At 60.7% G+C, this 16,942-nt stretch carries 18 protein-coding genes and 2 pseudogenes; 11 read left to right on the forward strand and 9 right to left on the reverse strand.

Annotated features, from left to right (window positions below; genetic code table 11):
- Positions 1 to 37: 37 nt before the first annotated feature.
- From P3G66_RS16805 to P3G66_RS16820, 4 genes are all read left to right on the forward strand, one after another.
- The gene (locus tag P3G66_RS16805; RefSeq protein WP_276116899.1) at positions 38 to 1,009 is read left to right on the forward strand and encodes an NAD(P)H-quinone oxidoreductase; all 972 of its coding nucleotides are present in this window, start codon (positions 38 to 40) and stop codon (positions 1,007 to 1,009) included.
- Positions 1,010 to 1,106: 97 nt separating this feature from the next.
- Entirely contained in the window at positions 1,107 to 1,544 is a 438-nt protein-coding gene (locus P3G66_RS16810) for a nitroreductase/quinone reductase family protein (RefSeq protein ID WP_054827895.1), read from the forward strand.
- Positions 1,545 to 1,612: 68 nt separating this feature from the next.
- Complete coding sequence (locus P3G66_RS16815) at positions 1,613 to 2,368, forward strand: alpha/beta fold hydrolase (RefSeq protein WP_276116900.1); 756 nt, start codon at positions 1,613 to 1,615, stop codon at positions 2,366 to 2,368.
- Between the two features lie 300 nt (positions 2,369 to 2,668).
- Positions 2,669 to 3,643 carry an alpha/beta hydrolase gene (locus tag P3G66_RS16820; protein WP_054827893.1) on the forward strand — a complete coding sequence of 325 codons (975 nt, stop codon included), beginning with the start codon at positions 2,669 to 2,671 and terminating at the stop codon, positions 3,641 to 3,643.
- A gap of 110 nt (positions 3,644 to 3,753) precedes the next feature.
- Here the strand turns inward: P3G66_RS16820 and P3G66_RS16825 are convergent.
- Both P3G66_RS16825 and P3G66_RS16830 read right to left on the reverse strand, forming a co-directional pair.
- Positions 3,754 to 4,026: pseudogene (locus tag P3G66_RS16825) on the reverse strand (sigma factor); the annotation flags it as partial.
- Between the two features lie 208 nt (positions 4,027 to 4,234).
- The gene (locus P3G66_RS16830; protein ID WP_276116888.1) at positions 4,235 to 4,363 is read right to left on the reverse strand and encodes a hypothetical protein; all 129 of its coding nucleotides are present in this window, start codon (positions 4,361 to 4,363) and stop codon (positions 4,235 to 4,237) included.
- 712 nt (positions 4,364 to 5,075) lie between these two features.
- Here P3G66_RS16830 and P3G66_RS16835 point away from each other — a divergent pair.
- Both P3G66_RS16835 and P3G66_RS16840 read left to right on the forward strand, forming a co-directional pair.
- Entirely contained in the window at positions 5,076 to 5,948 is an 873-nt protein-coding gene (locus P3G66_RS16835) for a hypothetical protein (RefSeq protein ID WP_047272392.1), read from the forward strand.
- Positions 5,949 to 6,019: 71 nt separating this feature from the next.
- On the forward strand, positions 6,020 to 6,640 hold the full coding sequence (locus P3G66_RS16840) for a hypothetical protein (RefSeq protein ID WP_276116889.1): 621 nt from the start codon (positions 6,020 to 6,022) through the stop codon (positions 6,638 to 6,640).
- Between the two features lie 256 nt (positions 6,641 to 6,896).
- On the opposite strand, the gene P3G66_RS16845 is transcribed toward P3G66_RS16840, so the two are convergent.
- From P3G66_RS16845 to P3G66_RS16865, 5 genes are all read right to left on the reverse strand, one after another.
- Entirely contained in the window at positions 6,897 to 7,052 is a 156-nt protein-coding gene (locus tag P3G66_RS16845) for a hypothetical protein (protein WP_021343285.1), read from the reverse strand.
- A 59-nt stretch (positions 7,053 to 7,111) separates the two neighbouring features.
- A complete protein-coding gene (locus P3G66_RS16850; RefSeq protein WP_276116890.1) occupies positions 7,112 to 7,438 on the reverse strand; it encodes a hypothetical protein in 327 nt (108 codons plus the stop codon).
- A complete protein-coding gene (locus tag P3G66_RS16855; RefSeq protein WP_276116891.1) occupies positions 7,435 to 8,568 on the reverse strand; it encodes an alkane 1-monooxygenase in 1,134 nt (377 codons plus the stop codon). Before P3G66_RS16855 ends, P3G66_RS16850 begins: the two co-directional genes overlap by 4 nt.
- A gap of 654 nt (positions 8,569 to 9,222) precedes the next feature.
- On the reverse strand, positions 9,223 to 10,014 hold the full coding sequence (locus P3G66_RS16860) for a SigB/SigF/SigG family RNA polymerase sigma factor (protein ID WP_276116892.1): 792 nt from the start codon (positions 10,012 to 10,014) through the stop codon (positions 9,223 to 9,225).
- A gap of 49 nt (positions 10,015 to 10,063) precedes the next feature.
- Positions 10,064 to 10,291 (reverse strand): hypothetical protein, encoded by a 228-nt coding sequence (locus P3G66_RS16865; RefSeq protein ID WP_155419232.1) that lies wholly within the window; start codon positions 10,289 to 10,291, stop codon positions 10,064 to 10,066.
- 361 nt (positions 10,292 to 10,652) lie between these two features.
- On the opposite strand from P3G66_RS16865, the gene P3G66_RS16870 reads away from it, so the two are divergent.
- Complete coding sequence (locus tag P3G66_RS16870) at positions 10,653 to 11,000, forward strand: MerR family transcriptional regulator (protein ID WP_080961269.1); 348 nt, start codon at positions 10,653 to 10,655, stop codon at positions 10,998 to 11,000.
- Here the strand turns inward: P3G66_RS16870 and P3G66_RS16875 are convergent.
- Positions 10,925 to 11,353, reverse strand: coding sequence for a hypothetical protein (locus P3G66_RS16875; RefSeq protein WP_047272399.1), 429 nt, complete (start codon positions 11,351 to 11,353; stop codon positions 10,925 to 10,927). The genes P3G66_RS16870 and P3G66_RS16875 overlap by 76 nt on opposite strands.
- A gap of 592 nt (positions 11,354 to 11,945) precedes the next feature.
- On the opposite strand from P3G66_RS16875, the gene P3G66_RS16880 reads away from it, so the two are divergent.
- Both P3G66_RS16880 and P3G66_RS16885 read left to right on the forward strand, forming a co-directional pair.
- Positions 11,946 to 12,380 (forward strand): ATP-binding protein, encoded by a 435-nt coding sequence (locus P3G66_RS16880; RefSeq protein ID WP_047272401.1) that lies wholly within the window; start codon positions 11,946 to 11,948, stop codon positions 12,378 to 12,380.
- A gap of 207 nt (positions 12,381 to 12,587) precedes the next feature.
- Positions 12,588 to 13,253, forward strand: a pseudogene (locus P3G66_RS16885) (ornithine decarboxylase); the annotation flags it as partial.
- A gap of 36 nt (positions 13,254 to 13,289) precedes the next feature.
- Here P3G66_RS16885 and P3G66_RS16890 read toward each other — a convergent pair.
- Positions 13,290 to 15,089, reverse strand: a complete 1,800-nt coding sequence (locus tag P3G66_RS16890) for an alkyl sulfatase dimerization domain-containing protein (protein ID WP_276116893.1) — start codon at positions 15,087 to 15,089, stop codon at positions 13,290 to 13,292.
- Between the two features lie 317 nt (positions 15,090 to 15,406).
- Between P3G66_RS16890 and P3G66_RS16895 the strand changes: the two genes are divergently transcribed.
- Complete coding sequence (locus tag P3G66_RS16895) at positions 15,407 to 15,928, forward strand: 2Fe-2S iron-sulfur cluster-binding protein (RefSeq protein ID WP_276116895.1); 522 nt, start codon at positions 15,407 to 15,409, stop codon at positions 15,926 to 15,928.
- The gene (locus P3G66_RS16900) at positions 15,925 to 16,920 is read left to right on the forward strand and encodes a xanthine dehydrogenase family protein subunit M (protein WP_276116896.1); all 996 of its coding nucleotides are present in this window, start codon (positions 15,925 to 15,927) and stop codon (positions 16,918 to 16,920) included. The genes P3G66_RS16895 and P3G66_RS16900 overlap by 4 nt, the downstream gene beginning before the upstream one ends.
- Positions 16,921 to 16,942 lie beyond the last annotated feature (22 nt).

Genomic DNA, 16,942 nt, shown 5'->3' on the forward strand with positions numbered 1-16,942 from the left:
CCACAGGAGAGGCAAGATGAGCACAGTCACCCCCACCATGCGAGCGATCGTCGTCGACGAGAAGAAGAATCTCGTCGTAGAGGAAGTACCAACCCCCACGCCCGCACCTGGCGAGGTCCTGATTCGCGTTGCCGCCGCCGGTATCAACCGCGGTGACGTGATGCAGCGGCAGGGACTCTACCCGCCACCGCCGGGTATCAGCGACATCATGGGTCTCGAAATCTCCGGCACCGTCGTCGCCCTTGGTCCCGACGTCGACGGTCCGGCACTGGGCCACGAAGTGTGTGCCCTGATCGCCGGAGGCGGGTACGCAGAATACGCAGTAGTCCCCGCATCTCAGTTACTACCTGTACCCGCAGGCGTGACTCTGATCGATTCCGCTGCTCTGCCCGAGGTGGCGAGCACCGTCTGGTCCACGATCGTCACCGACGCAGGCCTGCAAGCCGGCGATCTGCTTCTCGTTCACGGCGGCGGCAGCGGAATCGGAACCCATGCCATTCAGGTGGCCAAGGCGCTGGGGGCGCGCGTCGCGGTCACCGTCGGATCAGAGGCCAAGGCGCAGCGCTGCCGAGACCTCGGTGCCGACATCGTGCTCAACTACCGAGATCAGGACTTCGCAGCCGAACTGGTGGGCCAGGTAGACGTCATCCTCGACATCATGGGTGGGAGCTACCTCAGCCGCAACATCGACGCCCTCGCTGTCGGAGGTCGGCTGGTGATCATCGGCATGCAGGGAGGCTTCACCGGTGAGGCGAACGTCGGTGCACTCATCGGTAAACGTGCGCGAATCATCGGCCTCAACGTGCGCAACCGCCCGCTGACTGGCCCCGGCTCGAAGGCGGAGATCGTTGCGGCCGTCGCCACTGACGAGTGGCCGTTGATCGAACAAGGGCTTATTCGACCGATCATTTCGGCAAAGCTACCCCTGGCCGATGCAGGCGAGGGGCAGGCGTTGCTCGAATCGAAAGACTCGGTGGGAAAAGTCCTTCTCCTGCCGCAGAGTTCGTGACAGATCTCAACCGACTGGAGCGAATGGCCCCTCACAGGGCACCCACCGCGCACGCACACACAGAATCACCCTCACCACCTTCAGGAAGGGATGAGAAATGTCGAACACCGACACCGTCAAAGACCTCGGCGCCAAGCTGATGAACGGTGCGCACAAAATCGTACTCACCGTCAGTGGAGGGCGACTGCTGTCCAAACCCTTCGGAATGCCGGTCGTCGAGCTGCACACGATCGGACGCTCGTCAGGACTCCCGCGGTCGTGTTACCTGACAACCCCTGTCCGAGAAAAGGACTGGATCGTGCTCGTCGCGTCGAAAGGCGGCGACGACCGCGATCCGGACTGGTACAAAAACCTCCAGGCCCACCCCGACGCCGAACTCGTCATGGACGGAGAACGCTTCGCGGTACACACACGCACCGCGTCCACAGAAGAACGAGCCGCACTGTGGCCCAAAGTCGTTGCTGCCTATAAAGGCTACGCAGACTACCAACGACGAACACAGCGCGAAATACCACTGGTGATCTGCCAACGGTGAGAAACGACCACCACGCAGCACAAGACGAAGGCCCACCTCGTCCGTTGTGCACTCCGATTCGTCACCGCTTGCACAGCTCGAGCGCTCCCCTTGTCCTGATCGCGCCCGCGATGGCAATAGGGTCGCACTTCTACGAACCGCTGGTCGCAGAGTTCGCACGGCACGGGTGGGAGGCCCATGCGATTCGACGACGAGGATTCGAACGCGGCGAGCCCCGCGCCGACCGCAGACACGATTGGTCCTACCAGGACGAAATCGACGACATCGAGGACGCAATTACCTGCGCGCGGAGGGATCATCCCGAACAGCCAATCCTGTTGCTCGGGCACAGTCTCGGCGGTCAACTCGTCGCCGGACACCAACTGAACCACCCGGCGGTCGAGGCAATGGTCACCGTAGCTGCTGCGCTCCCCCACCATCGAACCTACCGATTCTGCGGGCTACACGTCTTGCTCATGGGCGCAGTAGCCGTCCCGCTGTTCACCACACTGTTCGGCTACGTACCGACACCGGCTTTCGGCGGCCCCGGCGCTCGCACGTTGATGCGGCAATGGGCCCGCACGGTCATCACAGGCAACCCACCGTACAAAGCCGATCGGCCGATCGCGACGCCCGCTCTCGTCGTCAGTTTCGCATCGGACGCCATGGCCCCACCACGATCGGTGGACATCTTCGCGGAGAAACTGTTCGACACACGCGCGGTGACACGATGGCAGTACGAGCACGACGACGTCTTGCCCGGTGCGAGCAACGATCACATCAGATGGGTCCGGGGAAGTTCACAGGTGGTCGCACGCATCGTTGCCTGGTGGGAGAAGCCATGACGGTCGCCTCCGACACGCGCGAACATCGATCCATTGACGACCCGACAGGCAATATGTTTAGGTCATGTGAGAGGTGCACACATTCAACCGAACGTCGATCGCTCGTCGGCAGTGCGGGGTCGAAGTAGCGACTACTACCCGATGCAACTGGAGCACGAAACTACTTGCTATGCAGCGGGTTTGCGTACTTCTGCCAGGTACCCTCCCTTCGAATGTACCGGCACTTCTGGACCGAGTTTTCGAAAGACCAACCATCGCCTGCTTCGTCCCATCGTTCCCCCACCCGAGAGGCCAGCTGACATGTCCGAACTACCACCACCGCTCACTCCGTACCTCGAACCGGCAGCGAAGGAGCTGTGCGAGGCCACCGACCCCCACCCCCGAATCTACGAAGTGCCACCCGAAGAAGGACGAAAGATACTGCGGGACCTACAAAGTGGCGACGGCGTCGCACGACCCGACGTCGACGAAGAGTGGGTGGACGTCGATGCAGGCCAATGGGGAACGGTCCGCACTCGCATCATTCGACCGAAAGGCGCTACCGGACCACTGCCGGTGGTGTTCTACATCCACGGCGCCGGATGGGTTTTCGGAGACGACAAGACACACGATCGACTGTTTCGCGAACTCGCGGTAGGCGCCGACGCTGCCGGAGTATTTCCCGTCTACGACCGCGCGCCCGAAGCCCAGTACCCGACCCAAGTCGAACAGAACTACGCGGTTGGGCAGTGGATACTCGAGCACGGAGCCGAGCACGGCCTGGACACTACCCGCATCGCGGTGACCGGGGAGTCCGTCGGCGGATGCATGTCTGCGGTCTTTGCACTCATGAACAAAGAACGTGGAGGTATCGACCTCAAGGCACAGGTGTTGCTCTACCCAGTCACCAACGCGGACTTCGATACTCCGTCCTACCTGCAGTTCGCCGAAGGGTACTACCTCACCCGCGACGGCATGAAATGGTTCTGGGACGCCTACACCTCCGACCCCGCGAAGCGCGCAGAAGTGCACGCCTCGCCGCTACAGGCTTCCCTCGAGGACCTCTCCGGACTCCCGACCACGTTGGTCATCACCGACGAAGCCGATGTCCTTCGGGACGAAGGAGAGCAGTACGCGAATAAGCTCCGCGAGGCAGGTGTCGACGTGACATCGGTGCGCGTGGCCGGAATGGTTCACGATTTCCTATTGCTCGACAGCCTCCGAAACACCCGCGCTGCCAATGTTGCACGGACCCTCGCCGTGGACGCACTCCGTGCCGCACTGCACGGCAGCTGACACAAGTCCGAGCCACGGGGAGGCGACAATTGACCGTTCTCGTTCAGGTAACGCCAACAGTGCGGGGCGGGGTGTTTCGTGGTTGTCGAACCCGTCGAGCGCACCCCCCGGTCACGAAAGTGCTTGCGCACCTCACCAATCATCGTCGGGACGGCGAATGACAGGAAATCCTGACCCTACGCCAGATCAAACCGGTTGACCGCGTTGACCAGGCCGACACAGGCGACTTGGACGAGATCCTCGTGTGACTGGCCGCGCCCTCGATAGCGCCGAGCGATGTGATCGGCGAGAGGAAGGCCGGCTTCGATGCTCTCGGTGCGAAGCCGCACGTGATCGGGAACGTCGGCGGGGAGGGCTGCGAGATGAACGAACAGATCAGTGATGTGCGAGTACTCGTTGATCTCGCGGGAAGAGGGGGTCACGAACTTTCCTGTAGAGCCCTGTTCAGCGTGATCGTCACAGCCCAGTTCTGCTTTGGCGAATCCGGCGGGACCTGTTCGAGGACTACTCCGTCGACGAGGATCTCGAGAACGTGCCGTGCGAAGGATGAGGTGCTCGTGGATATCTGACCCGCTGTCGACGCGGAGAGAATCACTCGGACAGCGCCCGGGCTGACCCTAGATCGAACGCGCACGTCAGGACGCCGGAGGGGACGGCGTCGCCGATCGGGATAGCGGTGGCTTCGTCGGCGGCGAGAACGAGGTCGGACAGTCCATCCAACGATAGCGCTTTGTGAGCAGCCTCAGTTCTTACCAGTGATCGCAGCACGGGAGTTGGTCAAGTGATGCTGAGACAGTAAGTGAAGGCGAAGCGGCGGCCGCGGAAACGATCGCCCGCTCGGAGGACGTCACGTGAGGTTTACTCCTGTCCCTACTCGGATGCGACTTACTTCCTTGGCGGGAACGTGACGGTCGCACGCGTGAAAAAATGATCAGCGGATCAACCGCCCGGTTGATGGACTGTCAAACATCGCGCTTGGTGGTGTCCGCTGCGCACCAAGCCACGCAGGCATGGGTCCGCCGTGCCTAGGCGATCTGAAGCCGCTGCAGTTTGGACCAGAAGTTGCTTTTTAGTGACATCACAGACATCGATATTCATTGTTGAGTATGTCGAACGCTGGACCCTTCGGTATCACACAGATGATACGAGCAGGCTTCGGTCCGCAGGCCCTGCCGCAGATTTGCAGCGGGCAGGGTGTCTTGATCGAGTTATTCCACTGACGAGGACAGCGCAGGGTAGAAGGTCCTCGTAGAACGCGAATGAAACACCGACAAAAGTACGAAAGCATCCCCGAAAGGATTGAACTTTCTCCGGTTTGTGTGACTTCGAGTACTACTGGTCGGTAGCCTTCGCTCCGAGCACATAGATGTGACTCGCGACACGCCGCCACGAGTGGCAATTCGGTGCGTCGAATTCATGCCTGAGGAGCCCAATGTCCAAGAATGCCTTGAGAACCCGAGTTGTCCCCACTATGGCGATCGCTGCAGCCCTTGCATTGACAGGAGGCGGCGTCGCCACTGCCGAGGAGAATTCCTCGCTCGGTTCGTCCGGTACCCCCACCGCTACCCCCTTGACGTTCGACGGGTGGTCGTCATGCCCCGTCGAAGACCTCGACGTTGCGACCTGCGCAACCGTCGTGGTGCGCGGCGGTTCGATGAAAATCGGGGGGCTGACCGTGCCCGTGCCCGACGGCGGACTCAAGATCGCCGGCGGAGTCAAGTACGCCACTCAGCCCGACGGCAGCTTCGTCGAAACCTTCGTCCCCAAGCCGGACGGCCGCAACGGGGTGTACTCGAACCCGATCTCCGTCCCGGGTGGGGCCATCGGAATCGACACTCCACTGAATCTGACCCAGATCACCGCAACAGTCGAAGCTGTTGGGCTACCGAACATCAAGGTGCTCGATCAAGAGCTGACGATGCCGGTACGACTGAAACTGTCGAACTCGTTGTTGGGTAACAACTGCTATCTCGGCTCCACGGCGAACCCGATCAACCTCCACCTCACGACCACCGGCAACCCGCCCTCAGAGCCCATCGGCGAATATCCGGGAGCAGTGTTCCCTGCCGTTCAGCACACCGACAATCTCTTCGCAGCACCCGCCGCTAGCGGGTGCGGTGTCTTCGGAGCACTCAACTGGGCGGTGAACCTGCGAGCAGGAACCCCCTCCGCCAGCGGAAAGAACTCTCTGAGCACCTCCAGCGACGTCTACACCGTCGCCGCGCGCAAGGTACGACCGCCGGCAGCGGCCGCTGCACAGGCAGCCGAACCTGCAGCTGTGGCGCAGATGGGAGCCGCCGGGTAGAGATTGCACCCGCCTGAATTTCTTTCGACTGACGGTTCACCCCAAAGGTATTCGACAGAAAGGCACATCACATGTCATCACGCACACTGCTCGGCAAGACCTCCGCACTCGTCGGGGCAGCAGCCGCATTGACCATCGCTGCATCCGGGATCGCAACAGCGTCCACCACGATCAGCCCCGCCACAGCCACCCCGGTGACGGCCACCAGCAGTGGGCTCAGTTTCGTGACAACCGGCGGTCTCGAGTTGTACTGCACCAGCGTCAGCGGAACCGGAACCACCCCTGCAGCGCCCGGCAACGTGAACTCCGGAACGGGCGGCATCAACATCAACATTGCGAGCGTGGGATTGTCCGGATGTGACCTCGAAGGTGTGCCGGCAACGATCACCACGTCGGGTTCCTGGGCTCTGAACGTCAACGCCGACAGTGGATCACCGATGGGAAGTATCAAAATCCCCAACGGTGGAGCTCACGTAGTTGCTGGTAGCTGCGTCATCGACGTCACCGCCAGCACTGCCGGCCCCGTGCCCTACAACAACTCGACACACACCGTCACCGCCAACAACACCGGAACGGTGAACTTCACCTCCAACGGCGGAAGCGCCTCCTGCCCCGCCGCAGGCGCCGGAATGGCGAAGATGACCGGAGCGCTCAAGTTCAACTCTACGCCCGGCATCACCGTCACTCCCTGAACCGGAATCTAGTTGCGTCACAGTCACACCCACCTTGCGAAGTCACTGCAGGTGGGTGTGACTGCTGTCCGGATCTCTAGTGATTGATGTGCAAATTCCGCTCTCGCAATCGTTCGGCCACCGGCTGAAACCTAGTTTGATTCGATACCAAAGCAGCATGTCGAAGACGAGAGTCGCGTCCCATTACAGTCGGGGACGCACTCGAGTCGGCTATCCGTGCGCGGTATGGGGCAAGCACAAGGATCAGAGGGAGGTCTCAGGTGGAAGCGTTACGTTTGATCCATCCCCATGCGGCGGTGGCGACGAAGAGAACGATACCGATGATCGCAAGCCACAGTAAGCCTTTGGCGACGAAACCCACGACGACGAAAACGAGCCAGAGAACCAGAAGAAAACCTATGAGACCCAACATGTCTACATCAATACACCTCAGTCAAGTGCTGCGCATCCCCACTTTCGGACAATGGGACGTCAGCCTTCGCCGGTCGAAGAATCGCCTCGGCGCAACGATCGCCGGCATGCGGCAGCCGTAGCCAAAAGATAGCGTTCGGCCGCGGTGTAGTCCGCGGTCGGAGTGCCTCCCGAGCCGCAGCCGTGCACGACCAGCTCGAGATAGCGCCGACGGTAGAGGTAGGCATCGGGCTGAGCGAGAAGAAATTCGGTCGCGGCGATGACCTCCGGGCTCGGTGCAGCGTGTACAAGCGCACTCTTGGCAGGGTCGCGCTGATCCGCGTTAGTGTTCTTGCCACCTTTCGCTGCTACGCGGCTCGCATCAGTGGGGTAATCGTTGCCGCTCATCGGAGAGTAGTCCGGGTGTGCATGAGTTCGATATTCCCGTCGTAGTAGTCAAGCACTCGTCGGTCCATCACGGCTCGCCATAGAGGCGGTATCGCGGCGCAGACGATCATCACCGCGTAACCGGCGGGCAGTTGCGGCGCGTCGGGCGCACTGCGCAATGATTGGTAGCGCAGACGCGGATTCGCGTGATGGTCACTGTGTCGCTGCAATTGATAGAGGAACAGATTGGACACGAGATGATCACTGTTCCAACTGTCTTCAGGCCTGGCTTTGACGAAGCTACCATCGCTGCGTCGAGCCCTGAGCAATCCGTAGTGTTCGAGATAGTTCGCCGCCTCAAGAAAAGTGATCCCGGCGAATGCTTGGAGAAAAAGCCAGGGCACGATCTGCCACCCGAATCCTGCGATCAAGGCGACAAACAGGGCCGCACTCATAGCCCACGTCTGCAAAATGCTGTTCCCCAGGGACAAAACCCGCCGACCGCGTCGACGCAGGCGTGCGGCTTCAATCGCCCAGGCCGACCGACATCCTCCGATAACGCTGCGGGGAAGGAACATCCAGAACGATTCCCCGAATCGGGCACTTGCCGGATCATGTGGAGTCGCGACCTTTACGTGGTGGCCGTGATTGTGCTCGACGTAGAAGTGTCCGTATAGCGATTGCACGAGAACGATCTTCGCCAACCACCGTTCATGGGTCTCGCTCTTGTGGCCGAGTTCGTGGGCTGCATTGATTCCGACTCCGGCAACGACACCCACGGTCATCGACAGAGCGATCTTCTCCCCCGTTGCCATAGGCGCATGCACCCAACACCAGCACGCGAACAGCAACCCGCTGTACTGCAGGGGCACGAACAGATAAGTACACCAACGGTAATAACGGTCTTCTTGCAGCGCCGCTATTGCCTCGCGGGGTGGATTGTGTCCGTCCGGGCCGGCGATGAAGTCCACGATGGGGACGAGGAGAAGCAGAATCCATGCTCCGGTAGCCCAGAACAATCCCCAGTGCAGGTACTCGACGAGCAGCCAGGATACAAACGGGCTCAACGGAATCAGCAGAGCCAGCGGCCACCAATACCGCTTGCGATCCTTCCACTGCCGGAAGGCGTCGGCGGCATCGTGAGTTGTCACGCCCTCGGATGTCATCGAGGCCGGACCAATGTGAAGAGGTGGAACAATACTCTCTGCCTTCTGGATCTCTACCGTCTGGTCATTAGCTTCACTTACGACCGGATATATCCGATTTCGCCGCAAAAAGTTACAAATATGGCGATGAAGGCGAGGCAGCGACGTTCCCGTGTGCCCGCGGTTCGCCATCGCAACCCTCGCACCCTGCATCAGCACTCGTTCTCCGCTGCCGGCGTGTGCAAGTGAGGTTATGCAACAAGACATCGGCAGGTTGCGCGCAAGAACCTGCTGTGCCTCAGCTGTCGGGTCACTCATGTCGACCGGCGACACTCGGCAACAACTGCCGGTCAACCGATCTCGTCCTCATCGCCCGACGCATCCTGCATTCGTCCTCAGCTCTCACTGCCTCTGTTCGGGTAGACACGGGTATTGAATCCGTCGGTTTCGAGTGAGCGAAACCCGACGGACAGTGTGTGTACCGCGGCCCGGCAGAGGTCAGGTACCACACTGGTGATCCACCGGTAACGAAGTTTGGGGGTTCGGCTACCGGTGGATCGCACAGTTCCTACCCGGATTGTCGTCGAAACAAACATGACTCCCTGCACACAGGTTCACCGCACAGTCGACAAGGGGACACGCGACATCGCTTCTTCCAGCTCACGCGGCAGCCGCAGTCCGCACGGGTGCAAAAGACGGGGAGCTTCGAAGTTTGGCGAGTATTTGCGTGAGGAGTCGGGAGACGTGCATTTGGGACAGCCCGATCTTCTCCGCGATTTCCGCTTGGGTCAGTTCGCCGAAGAACCGGTAGAGCACGATGGTGCGTTCGCGTTCGGGAAGTGCGAGAATCGCCGGCCTGAGTGTTTGTTGGTTGTCGATGCCGTCGAGGGCAGAGTCGAAGTCTCCCAACGTCTCTGCGATCGACCGTCCATCGTTGACGGCTGCCGCATCGAGAGACGCCGCGTGATAGGAATCGCCGGCGGCGACGATCTCCGCGATCTCGGCAGGTTCTACGTCGAGTTCTTCTGCCAGTTCCGGGACAGTGGGTTCGCGTCCGAGGGTTTGGGTGAGAGCTGTCCGAGCCTTGTTCAGCGCGAGATAGTTTTCCTGCAACGAGCGCGGAACACGAACGTCCCAGCCGCGATCCCGGAAGTGTTTGCGCACTTCCCCCATCATCGTCGGAACGGCGAACGACAGAAAGTCGCGGCCTTTCGTCAGGTCGAAGCGGTTCACCGCACTGACCAGACCGACGCTGGCGGCTTGCACGAGATCCTCGTGGGCTTGTCCGCGGCCGCGGTATCGCGAGGCGATGTTTCGGGCCAGCGGCAGGCACGACTCGATGATCTGCGTGCGAAGACGCACGCATCGCACGTCACCGTCGGGCAGGGACGCCATCTGTTCGAACAAGGCGACGAGGTGTGTGTAGTCGACCTCTTTCGTGTGGGTGCTCATGGCAATGCCCATTCCCCTCGTGTGATCGACATCGTCGTTTCCTTCGTGCTCAGGCGTTGATCATCTGCAGGACGAACCGGAACGCAATCGCAGCGACGACGGCGAACACCGCGTAGAACAGAGGGCCGACGATCACCGAACGGAGCATTCCGCCCAGGATCACGACGATCAGGATCACCACGACTGCATCGATCGTCAGATTCCGCCGCCACGTCAACCCCGCGCCAGGTGTGCAGTGCTCGTTCGGCGCTGACCACCACTGAGCAGGGGTGCGCACGGCATGGTGTGGATGGCATGGCAGTTGTCATTTACGCTCCCGGAGTCCAAAGTGCAGACGCAGCCAGCTGTTCGGCCCGATGCCGTAAATCTATATCAGCTGATGCAGATAAGCGACAACCATAGCCATAGAGAACGGAGCTGCGATGGGTCGACAACCCAGTCACCTCCACGGTTTATCTGCACAATGCGCATGGTCCTCACTATTTTCGGTTCGATTTCGCCGAACAGAAAGGAATGAACTCTGCATGAAATCTGTATCGTAGGGAATCAGATTTTTGACATCGACAAGCACAGAGAGACTGCCGGGTCATGTTAAAGTCGAGGGATATCCGAACATTGAAGGAGTCAGTGCGGTGACGATGAAGGATGCGGCGCACGCTCACCGAGGCGTATACGGGATTTCCGTGATGTCGGAACTGTCCGGAGTGGGCCCGCAAACCTTGCGGCTCTACGAACGTCGCGGACTTCTGACTCCCGCGCGTAGCGGCGGAGGAACACGCCGCTACAGCGAAGCGGACCTCTCCACGTTGCGGCGTATCAGCGCGTTAATCGCCGACGGGGTCAACCTGACTGGAATCGGTGTGATCCTCGCATTGGAAACCAAGAATGCGATCCTCGCCGAGCGGATAGCTCAGTTGAGCGAGACCCCTGAAGAGGGATCCCCTTCCGAGAAGGCGTCGGAATCCGGCAGGCGTTCGCCGGTGTGATGGATGGCGCCGAAATCCGCATCGGCAACGATGGCATTGCCATCCGCTTCGAGCCGGTCGACCGCGGCATCGAAGGCATCGATGAGCCACGGCTTCTGTGCTTCACTCAACAGCACGTCAATGCCGGCGTCGTCAGTGTGAACGATGCACACCAACCACGAGCCGCTCGCATCGGGCTCGTCCCACAACCCTCGCGGAGAGTTGGTGGCCACGACGTAGCGGCTGTACTCGAGATCGACACGAATGGCGTAGTGGCCGTCCACGTTGACGACGGTCGCGGGCCGTTGGGACGCCGCAGCCAACGCAACCAACGCGTCGTCGTACATTTCCGAGAACTTCTTCGTCAAAGGCATTGTCGTCCCACCCGTTCGAGGCCGCCGTACAGAGAGCACGGCATGAAAGACAGTTCGTTGCCACAGCCATGACGAAGAACTGACATCCATCCTAACCCCGCGATGTCCATATAACGGGGAAGCATCCCACTTGGCGCTCACCGCGGATACGCCCGATTGCTGCCTCCACCGCTTGGTAGTTCTTTGATGTCTCTGTCGAGTTCGGTGAAGATTGCAGTGGGATCATCAATCTTCTGCTACAGAGCACTGTTCAGGTGCTGCCTCGGGCCTACCAGCTCGGACGCGCAGCGTTCGCGCTGCGACTGCGCTCGGGGTGATGCCCAGGCGTTTCAGCGGGCAAACATCGCTCTGTGAACTTGTGCACCAGACCCCGGCCATCTTTTCATTTCGAGTAGCAGTGGCTTCGATGTCCCCACTTTCTGAGCGTCTACTTCGACCGCATCCTGCTGTGCGGCGGGTAGCACCGTTAAGCTCCGTGTTTGGCGGCACCTGTGTTGGGTAGTTGCAGTGCTGAATTTTGTTTTCGAATGCGGATAGCAAGATCCCGCAAGGGGGTTAGCCGCATCCGATCAAGTACAGGAGCAAATCTCACGTGACGTCCTCTAAGCGAGCAATCGTGCCCCCGACCGCCACTTCACCTTCACTGTCCGTCTCGGCAACACCTGATCAACTGCCGGCGCTACGTTCTCTGGTGCGGACCGTGTCCGCGCACTACGCGCTCACATTGGACGGATTATCCGACCTGGTTCTCGCCGCCGACGAAGTAGCGACCATTCTCATCGGCCACGCCGTCCCCTCCAGCGCCCTGGTGTGCGCGTTCGACGCCGATACCGACCCAGGCGCGTTGCGAGTGGTGCTCTCCACGTCGACAACGAGGCAGATCACCACGAGCACATCGTCCTTTGGACGGCACATCCTCGAGATCCTGGTCGACGGAGTGGTCTTCGAGCAGGTCCCGCCGATCTCGCCGGAGGGGAACTGGTCTGCCACGATCACACTGACCAAAGGCTTGCAGGCGCCTTCGTGACCCCACCTAGCCGGCAAGTCAACGAATACACACAGGTCCGGGAACAGTCGGCGACAACGCCTCACGAAGGCTCTGAAAGCCAACGTCGCCCGACATAGCAACCACATGTGGCGAACGCTTCGATTGCCTCGACCGGACGGTGGGTAGCGGCGCTGCAGGGATCACACCCGAGCACCATTGTTGGAGGCCCTCGCGCACTAACGTCAGTTGGATCGATACCGGTCCACCCCACCGGGACACGGCCAAGGTCGCGGCACCGACCGGCGGGTGCTCGACGTTCTCAGACCCGACCCGTTCCACGACGACGTACTCGCCACACCCGGCCTCGACAAACCGCCGATCATCGAACGGTAACCGTGCAGATGCCGAACGATTAATGGCAGACGCGGTCGGCGCGGACTATGCGTTCTTCTCGACCTGCGGTAGTTCGCTGTCCGTCAAGCTGGCTGTCGCAGGCAACGATCCCCGAGAACTGCTCCTCAGTCGAGACAGTCACAAGTCGGCTGATCGTCAGCCCGAGTCCTCACGACACCTGTCCAGACCTAGCCTCGATCGCAGACGAATGCCACCGCGGGAGTATACCTTTGATCGTCGGGCGCACATTTTCCCTGTCATGAAGGGTTGCCGACCTGGGCGATGGATACAGGACGTCTGCGTGGTCAGTGTGCATTCGACTTTCGAAGGAGGCCGTCAGATGGTCGAGACCGAACACGAGTTGTTGGATACGGCGCTGACACTGATCACTTCGCTTCGCTTCGTGACGACATCGAACAACTCCCGGATATCGAGGTTCTCGACTCCGAATTGTTGCGACACCGGGCTTCCGACGATCTCGACAGGATGCAAGTGCTGACCGACGTTTCACGGACGGGGCCACCGGCTGTCAATGCGCGAATTGGCTCCAACCGCTTACGGAGTCACAATAGGGAAGGCCGGATCGGATTTATCGGTCAGCCCGACGATCCTGCTGATCGTCGCTGTGTCGCCATCCATCGCGATGCCATCGGTTCCGGAACCTGCGAGCAGGCCAAGTAGCTGCGGTTTGGTCAGTGTCACAACGAGATCGGCGGGATCGGACCGCCCCGTAGGGTAATGAATCAGGACACCGTTGGAGAGTTCCATTCGATACGTCTGGTCTACGTCGGTGAAGTGCCAACGTATCGATGCAGTCACATCCCAGGCCTTCGGGCCGTTGATCCGGATGGCGATGCTGTCGAAGACTTGTGTGATAGTGAGCGCAGTCGCCATCCCGGCCGCGCTGACTTCGGCAGGATGCGGTGGGCCGTCGACTTCGCTGGCTCCGACAAGGTAGTTGTTTCGCCATGTGGCACACTCGGAACCGTAGCCCAGCCGCGTCAACGCCTCAGTGAGAACCTCTTTCGCACCGGCGTGCCCGGGCTCGGCGAACACAGCGTGACTAGCTAACTCAGCGGCGAAGCGCAGGTCCCCTTCGTCGGCAAACTCGCGGGCCTTCCCGACGGCTGCCTCAATCCCACCGATTGCGCGTACGTACCGTGCGCCTGCGCCTTCCGGCGGATGCTGCCAGAGGTGTGCGGGGTTACCGTCGTACCACCCGAGGTAACGCTGGTAGATCGCTTTCACATTGTGGCTGACCGAACCGTAGTATCCGTGGGTGTGCCATGCGGCATCGAGAGTGGGTGGCATGTCGAAGTTTTCGGCGATCTCGGTCCCGACGAGGCCCTGGTTGAGCTGACGCAGAGTCTGATCGTGGAGGTAGGCATAGAGGTCGCGTTGCTCGGTGAGATACCCGATCAGATTGTCTGTGCCCCAGGTAGGCCAATGATGCGAGGCGAAAGCGACATCCGAGTCGTAAGCAAACATTTCGATTGCCTCGGCGAGGTAACGCGACCAGTTGCGCGCGTCACGCACCTCCGCGCCGCGCAACGTAAGAAGGTTGTGCAAATTGTGAGTTGCATTCTCCGCCAAACACAATGCGCGGTGGTCGGGGAAGAAGAAGTTCATTTCCGAGGGAGCCTCGGTACCGGGAGTGACCTGGAAAATCATGCGCACACCGTCGAATGCCTCTTCCTGACCGGTGTGCGTGATGTCCAAGGTCGGCGCAAGAAGGCCAACGGTTCCGCTGGACGTGCTGGGGCCGAGGCCCGCCCCCAGCGTGCCAGTTGCACCGACCGGCAGCACGATGCCGGTGTGGAACATCCCTCGCCGCAACATCGCTCCGCCTGCATAGACGTTCTCGGAGACCGCGTGTTCGAGGAAATGTTCAGGAGCGATGATCGGCACCGTGGTATCAGCATCGACAACGCCGAGCACACCACCGAAGTGGTCTATGTGCGAATGGGTGTAGATGACTGCGCTGACCGGGCGATCGCCGCGGTGCTCTCGATACAGTGCCAGACCCGCCGATGCGCACTCGGCCGAGACGAGCGGATCGATCACGATCACCCCGCTATCGCCTTCTACGAGAGTCATGTTCGACAGGTCGTAACCCCGAATCTGGTAGATACCTCCAGTGACCTCGAAGAGCCCGTGTACTGACGTGAGCTGCGCTTGACGCCACAGGCTCGGGTTCACGGTGTCGGGACAGTCGCCTGTGGTCGCCTGGGCGAAGGCCGCCGCGTCGTAGACAACACGGCCGTCCCCAGCATGTATCTGCGCGGGTTCGAGCTTCGCGACCAGGCCACGAGCTGCATTGTCGAAATCGGTGCGGTCGGAAAAATCAGCGGGCATCAGGACTCCTCGCGATACTGTCGGCGGTTCCGTAGCGAGAACACATTGCCGGACGGGATTTCGGATTGACGATGCACGCGCTTGCTTCACAAACCGATGCCGGTAACCGTTCAACGTGAACTCTGCGACTCATAATCGCGATCACGCCGCGACCGGTCATCACCCGAAGCGGATGAGCCCACATATGGCAGGGATTGGATCTTCTGACCCTGAGATCGGCCACAAACACCTTACGCTGTGAACGATCTCGCAAACGCAGCGTCATCGGATCGTGGCGTTACCCGTTTGAGTAATCCGAAGCTGGGTAGGTGCTCGTCATGGAGTCTTCGCGAATCGATGCCGAAATCACGTTGACGGTGGACGGCAATAGCCGCACCCTGACGGTCGACACTCGAACCACGCTGCTCGACGCGCTGCGGGATCGCCTCGGCGTGACTTCCCCGAAGAAAGGGTGTGACCACGGGCAGTGCGGATCGTGCACGGTCCTCCTCGATGGGCGGCGTGCCGTTACGTGTTTGACGTTTGCAGTGGCGCAGGACGGCGCACAGATCACTACGGCAAGCGGGTTGTCGGATCACGACGGTCTGTGTGCCGTACAACAAGCGTTTCTGGACCAGGACGCGCTCCAGTGCGGGTACTGCACCCCGGGGCAGGTGTGCTCGGCAGTGGGGATGCTGGACGAGGTGAAGGCCGGGCACCCCAGTCATATCACCGAAGACCTCGATGCTGACCCGGATCTGGACGACGCCGAGATTCGAGAACGCATGAGCGGAAATCTCTGTCGCTGCGCTGCATACGGCAACATCGTCGCAGCAATCCGCCAGGCGGCGCAGTCATGATGCCATTCGAGTACCGACGCGCCGAGGACGTGGACGGCGCGTTGACCCTGATGTCTGAAAATCCCGGTGCCGCCTTTTTGGCAGGGGGTACGAACCTGGTCGACCGCATGAAACTCGGCGCGGTCAACCCGCGGATGGTGATCGACGTGAGTCGGTTGCCCCTCGCCGCTGTGGAAGTGCGTTCGGATGGAGGGGTCCGTATCGGAGCGACAGTCCGAAACACCGATCTCGCAGCCCACCCCGTCATCCGTAGCCGATACGCAGTGCTTGCGCGTGCCCTCTTGTCCGGAGCATCAGGGCAGTTACGCAATGCGGCGACCACTGCCGGCAACCTGATGCAGGCAACCAGGTGCGTCTACTTCCAGGACGTGACAACTCCGTGCAACAAGCGAGAACCCGGATCGGGTTGTTCTGCCATCGGAGGCTACGTGCGCTACCACGCGATCCTGGGTGCCTCCGACCAATGTATTGCCGTTCACCCGTCGGACATGGCAGTCGCACTGGCTGCACTGGACGCCGTCATTGTCGTCCGAGACGAGGGTGGCGAACACCGCATTCCGATCACCGAATTTTACCGTCTCCCTGGCGATTCACCAGAGCGCGACACCGCCCTGGCTCCAAACCAGTTGATCGTTGCAGTCGAGCTTCCCGCGCCCGCCCCAGCGGCGCTGTCGACGTACCTCAAGACACGTGATCGCGCCTCGTTCGCTTTCGCTTTGGTTTCGGCCGCCGCCGAGATCGAAATCGAAAACGATACTGTCACCGGAGCCCGAATCGCTCTCGGAGGCGTGGCGCACCGTCCCTGGCGCGCCTACAAGGCGGAAGAGGTCCTGCGCGGATCTACGCCGACCGAGGAAGTCTTCATATGGGCGGCAGATGCAGAACTAGCGGACGCGAAACCACAGTCGGGCAATGCTTTCAAGATTCCTTTGACACGCGGCGTCATGGTTTCGGTTCTGCGGTCACTCACCGCGGGAAGGTCCACGAAATGAAGATGATCGAACCGAGCTACCT

Origin of the sequence: Rhodococcus sp. C3V (genome assembly GCF_029269915.1) — a bacterium.
Taxonomy (GTDB): Bacteria; Actinomycetota; Actinomycetes; order Mycobacteriales; family Mycobacteriaceae; genus Rhodococcus_F; species Rhodococcus_F qingshengii.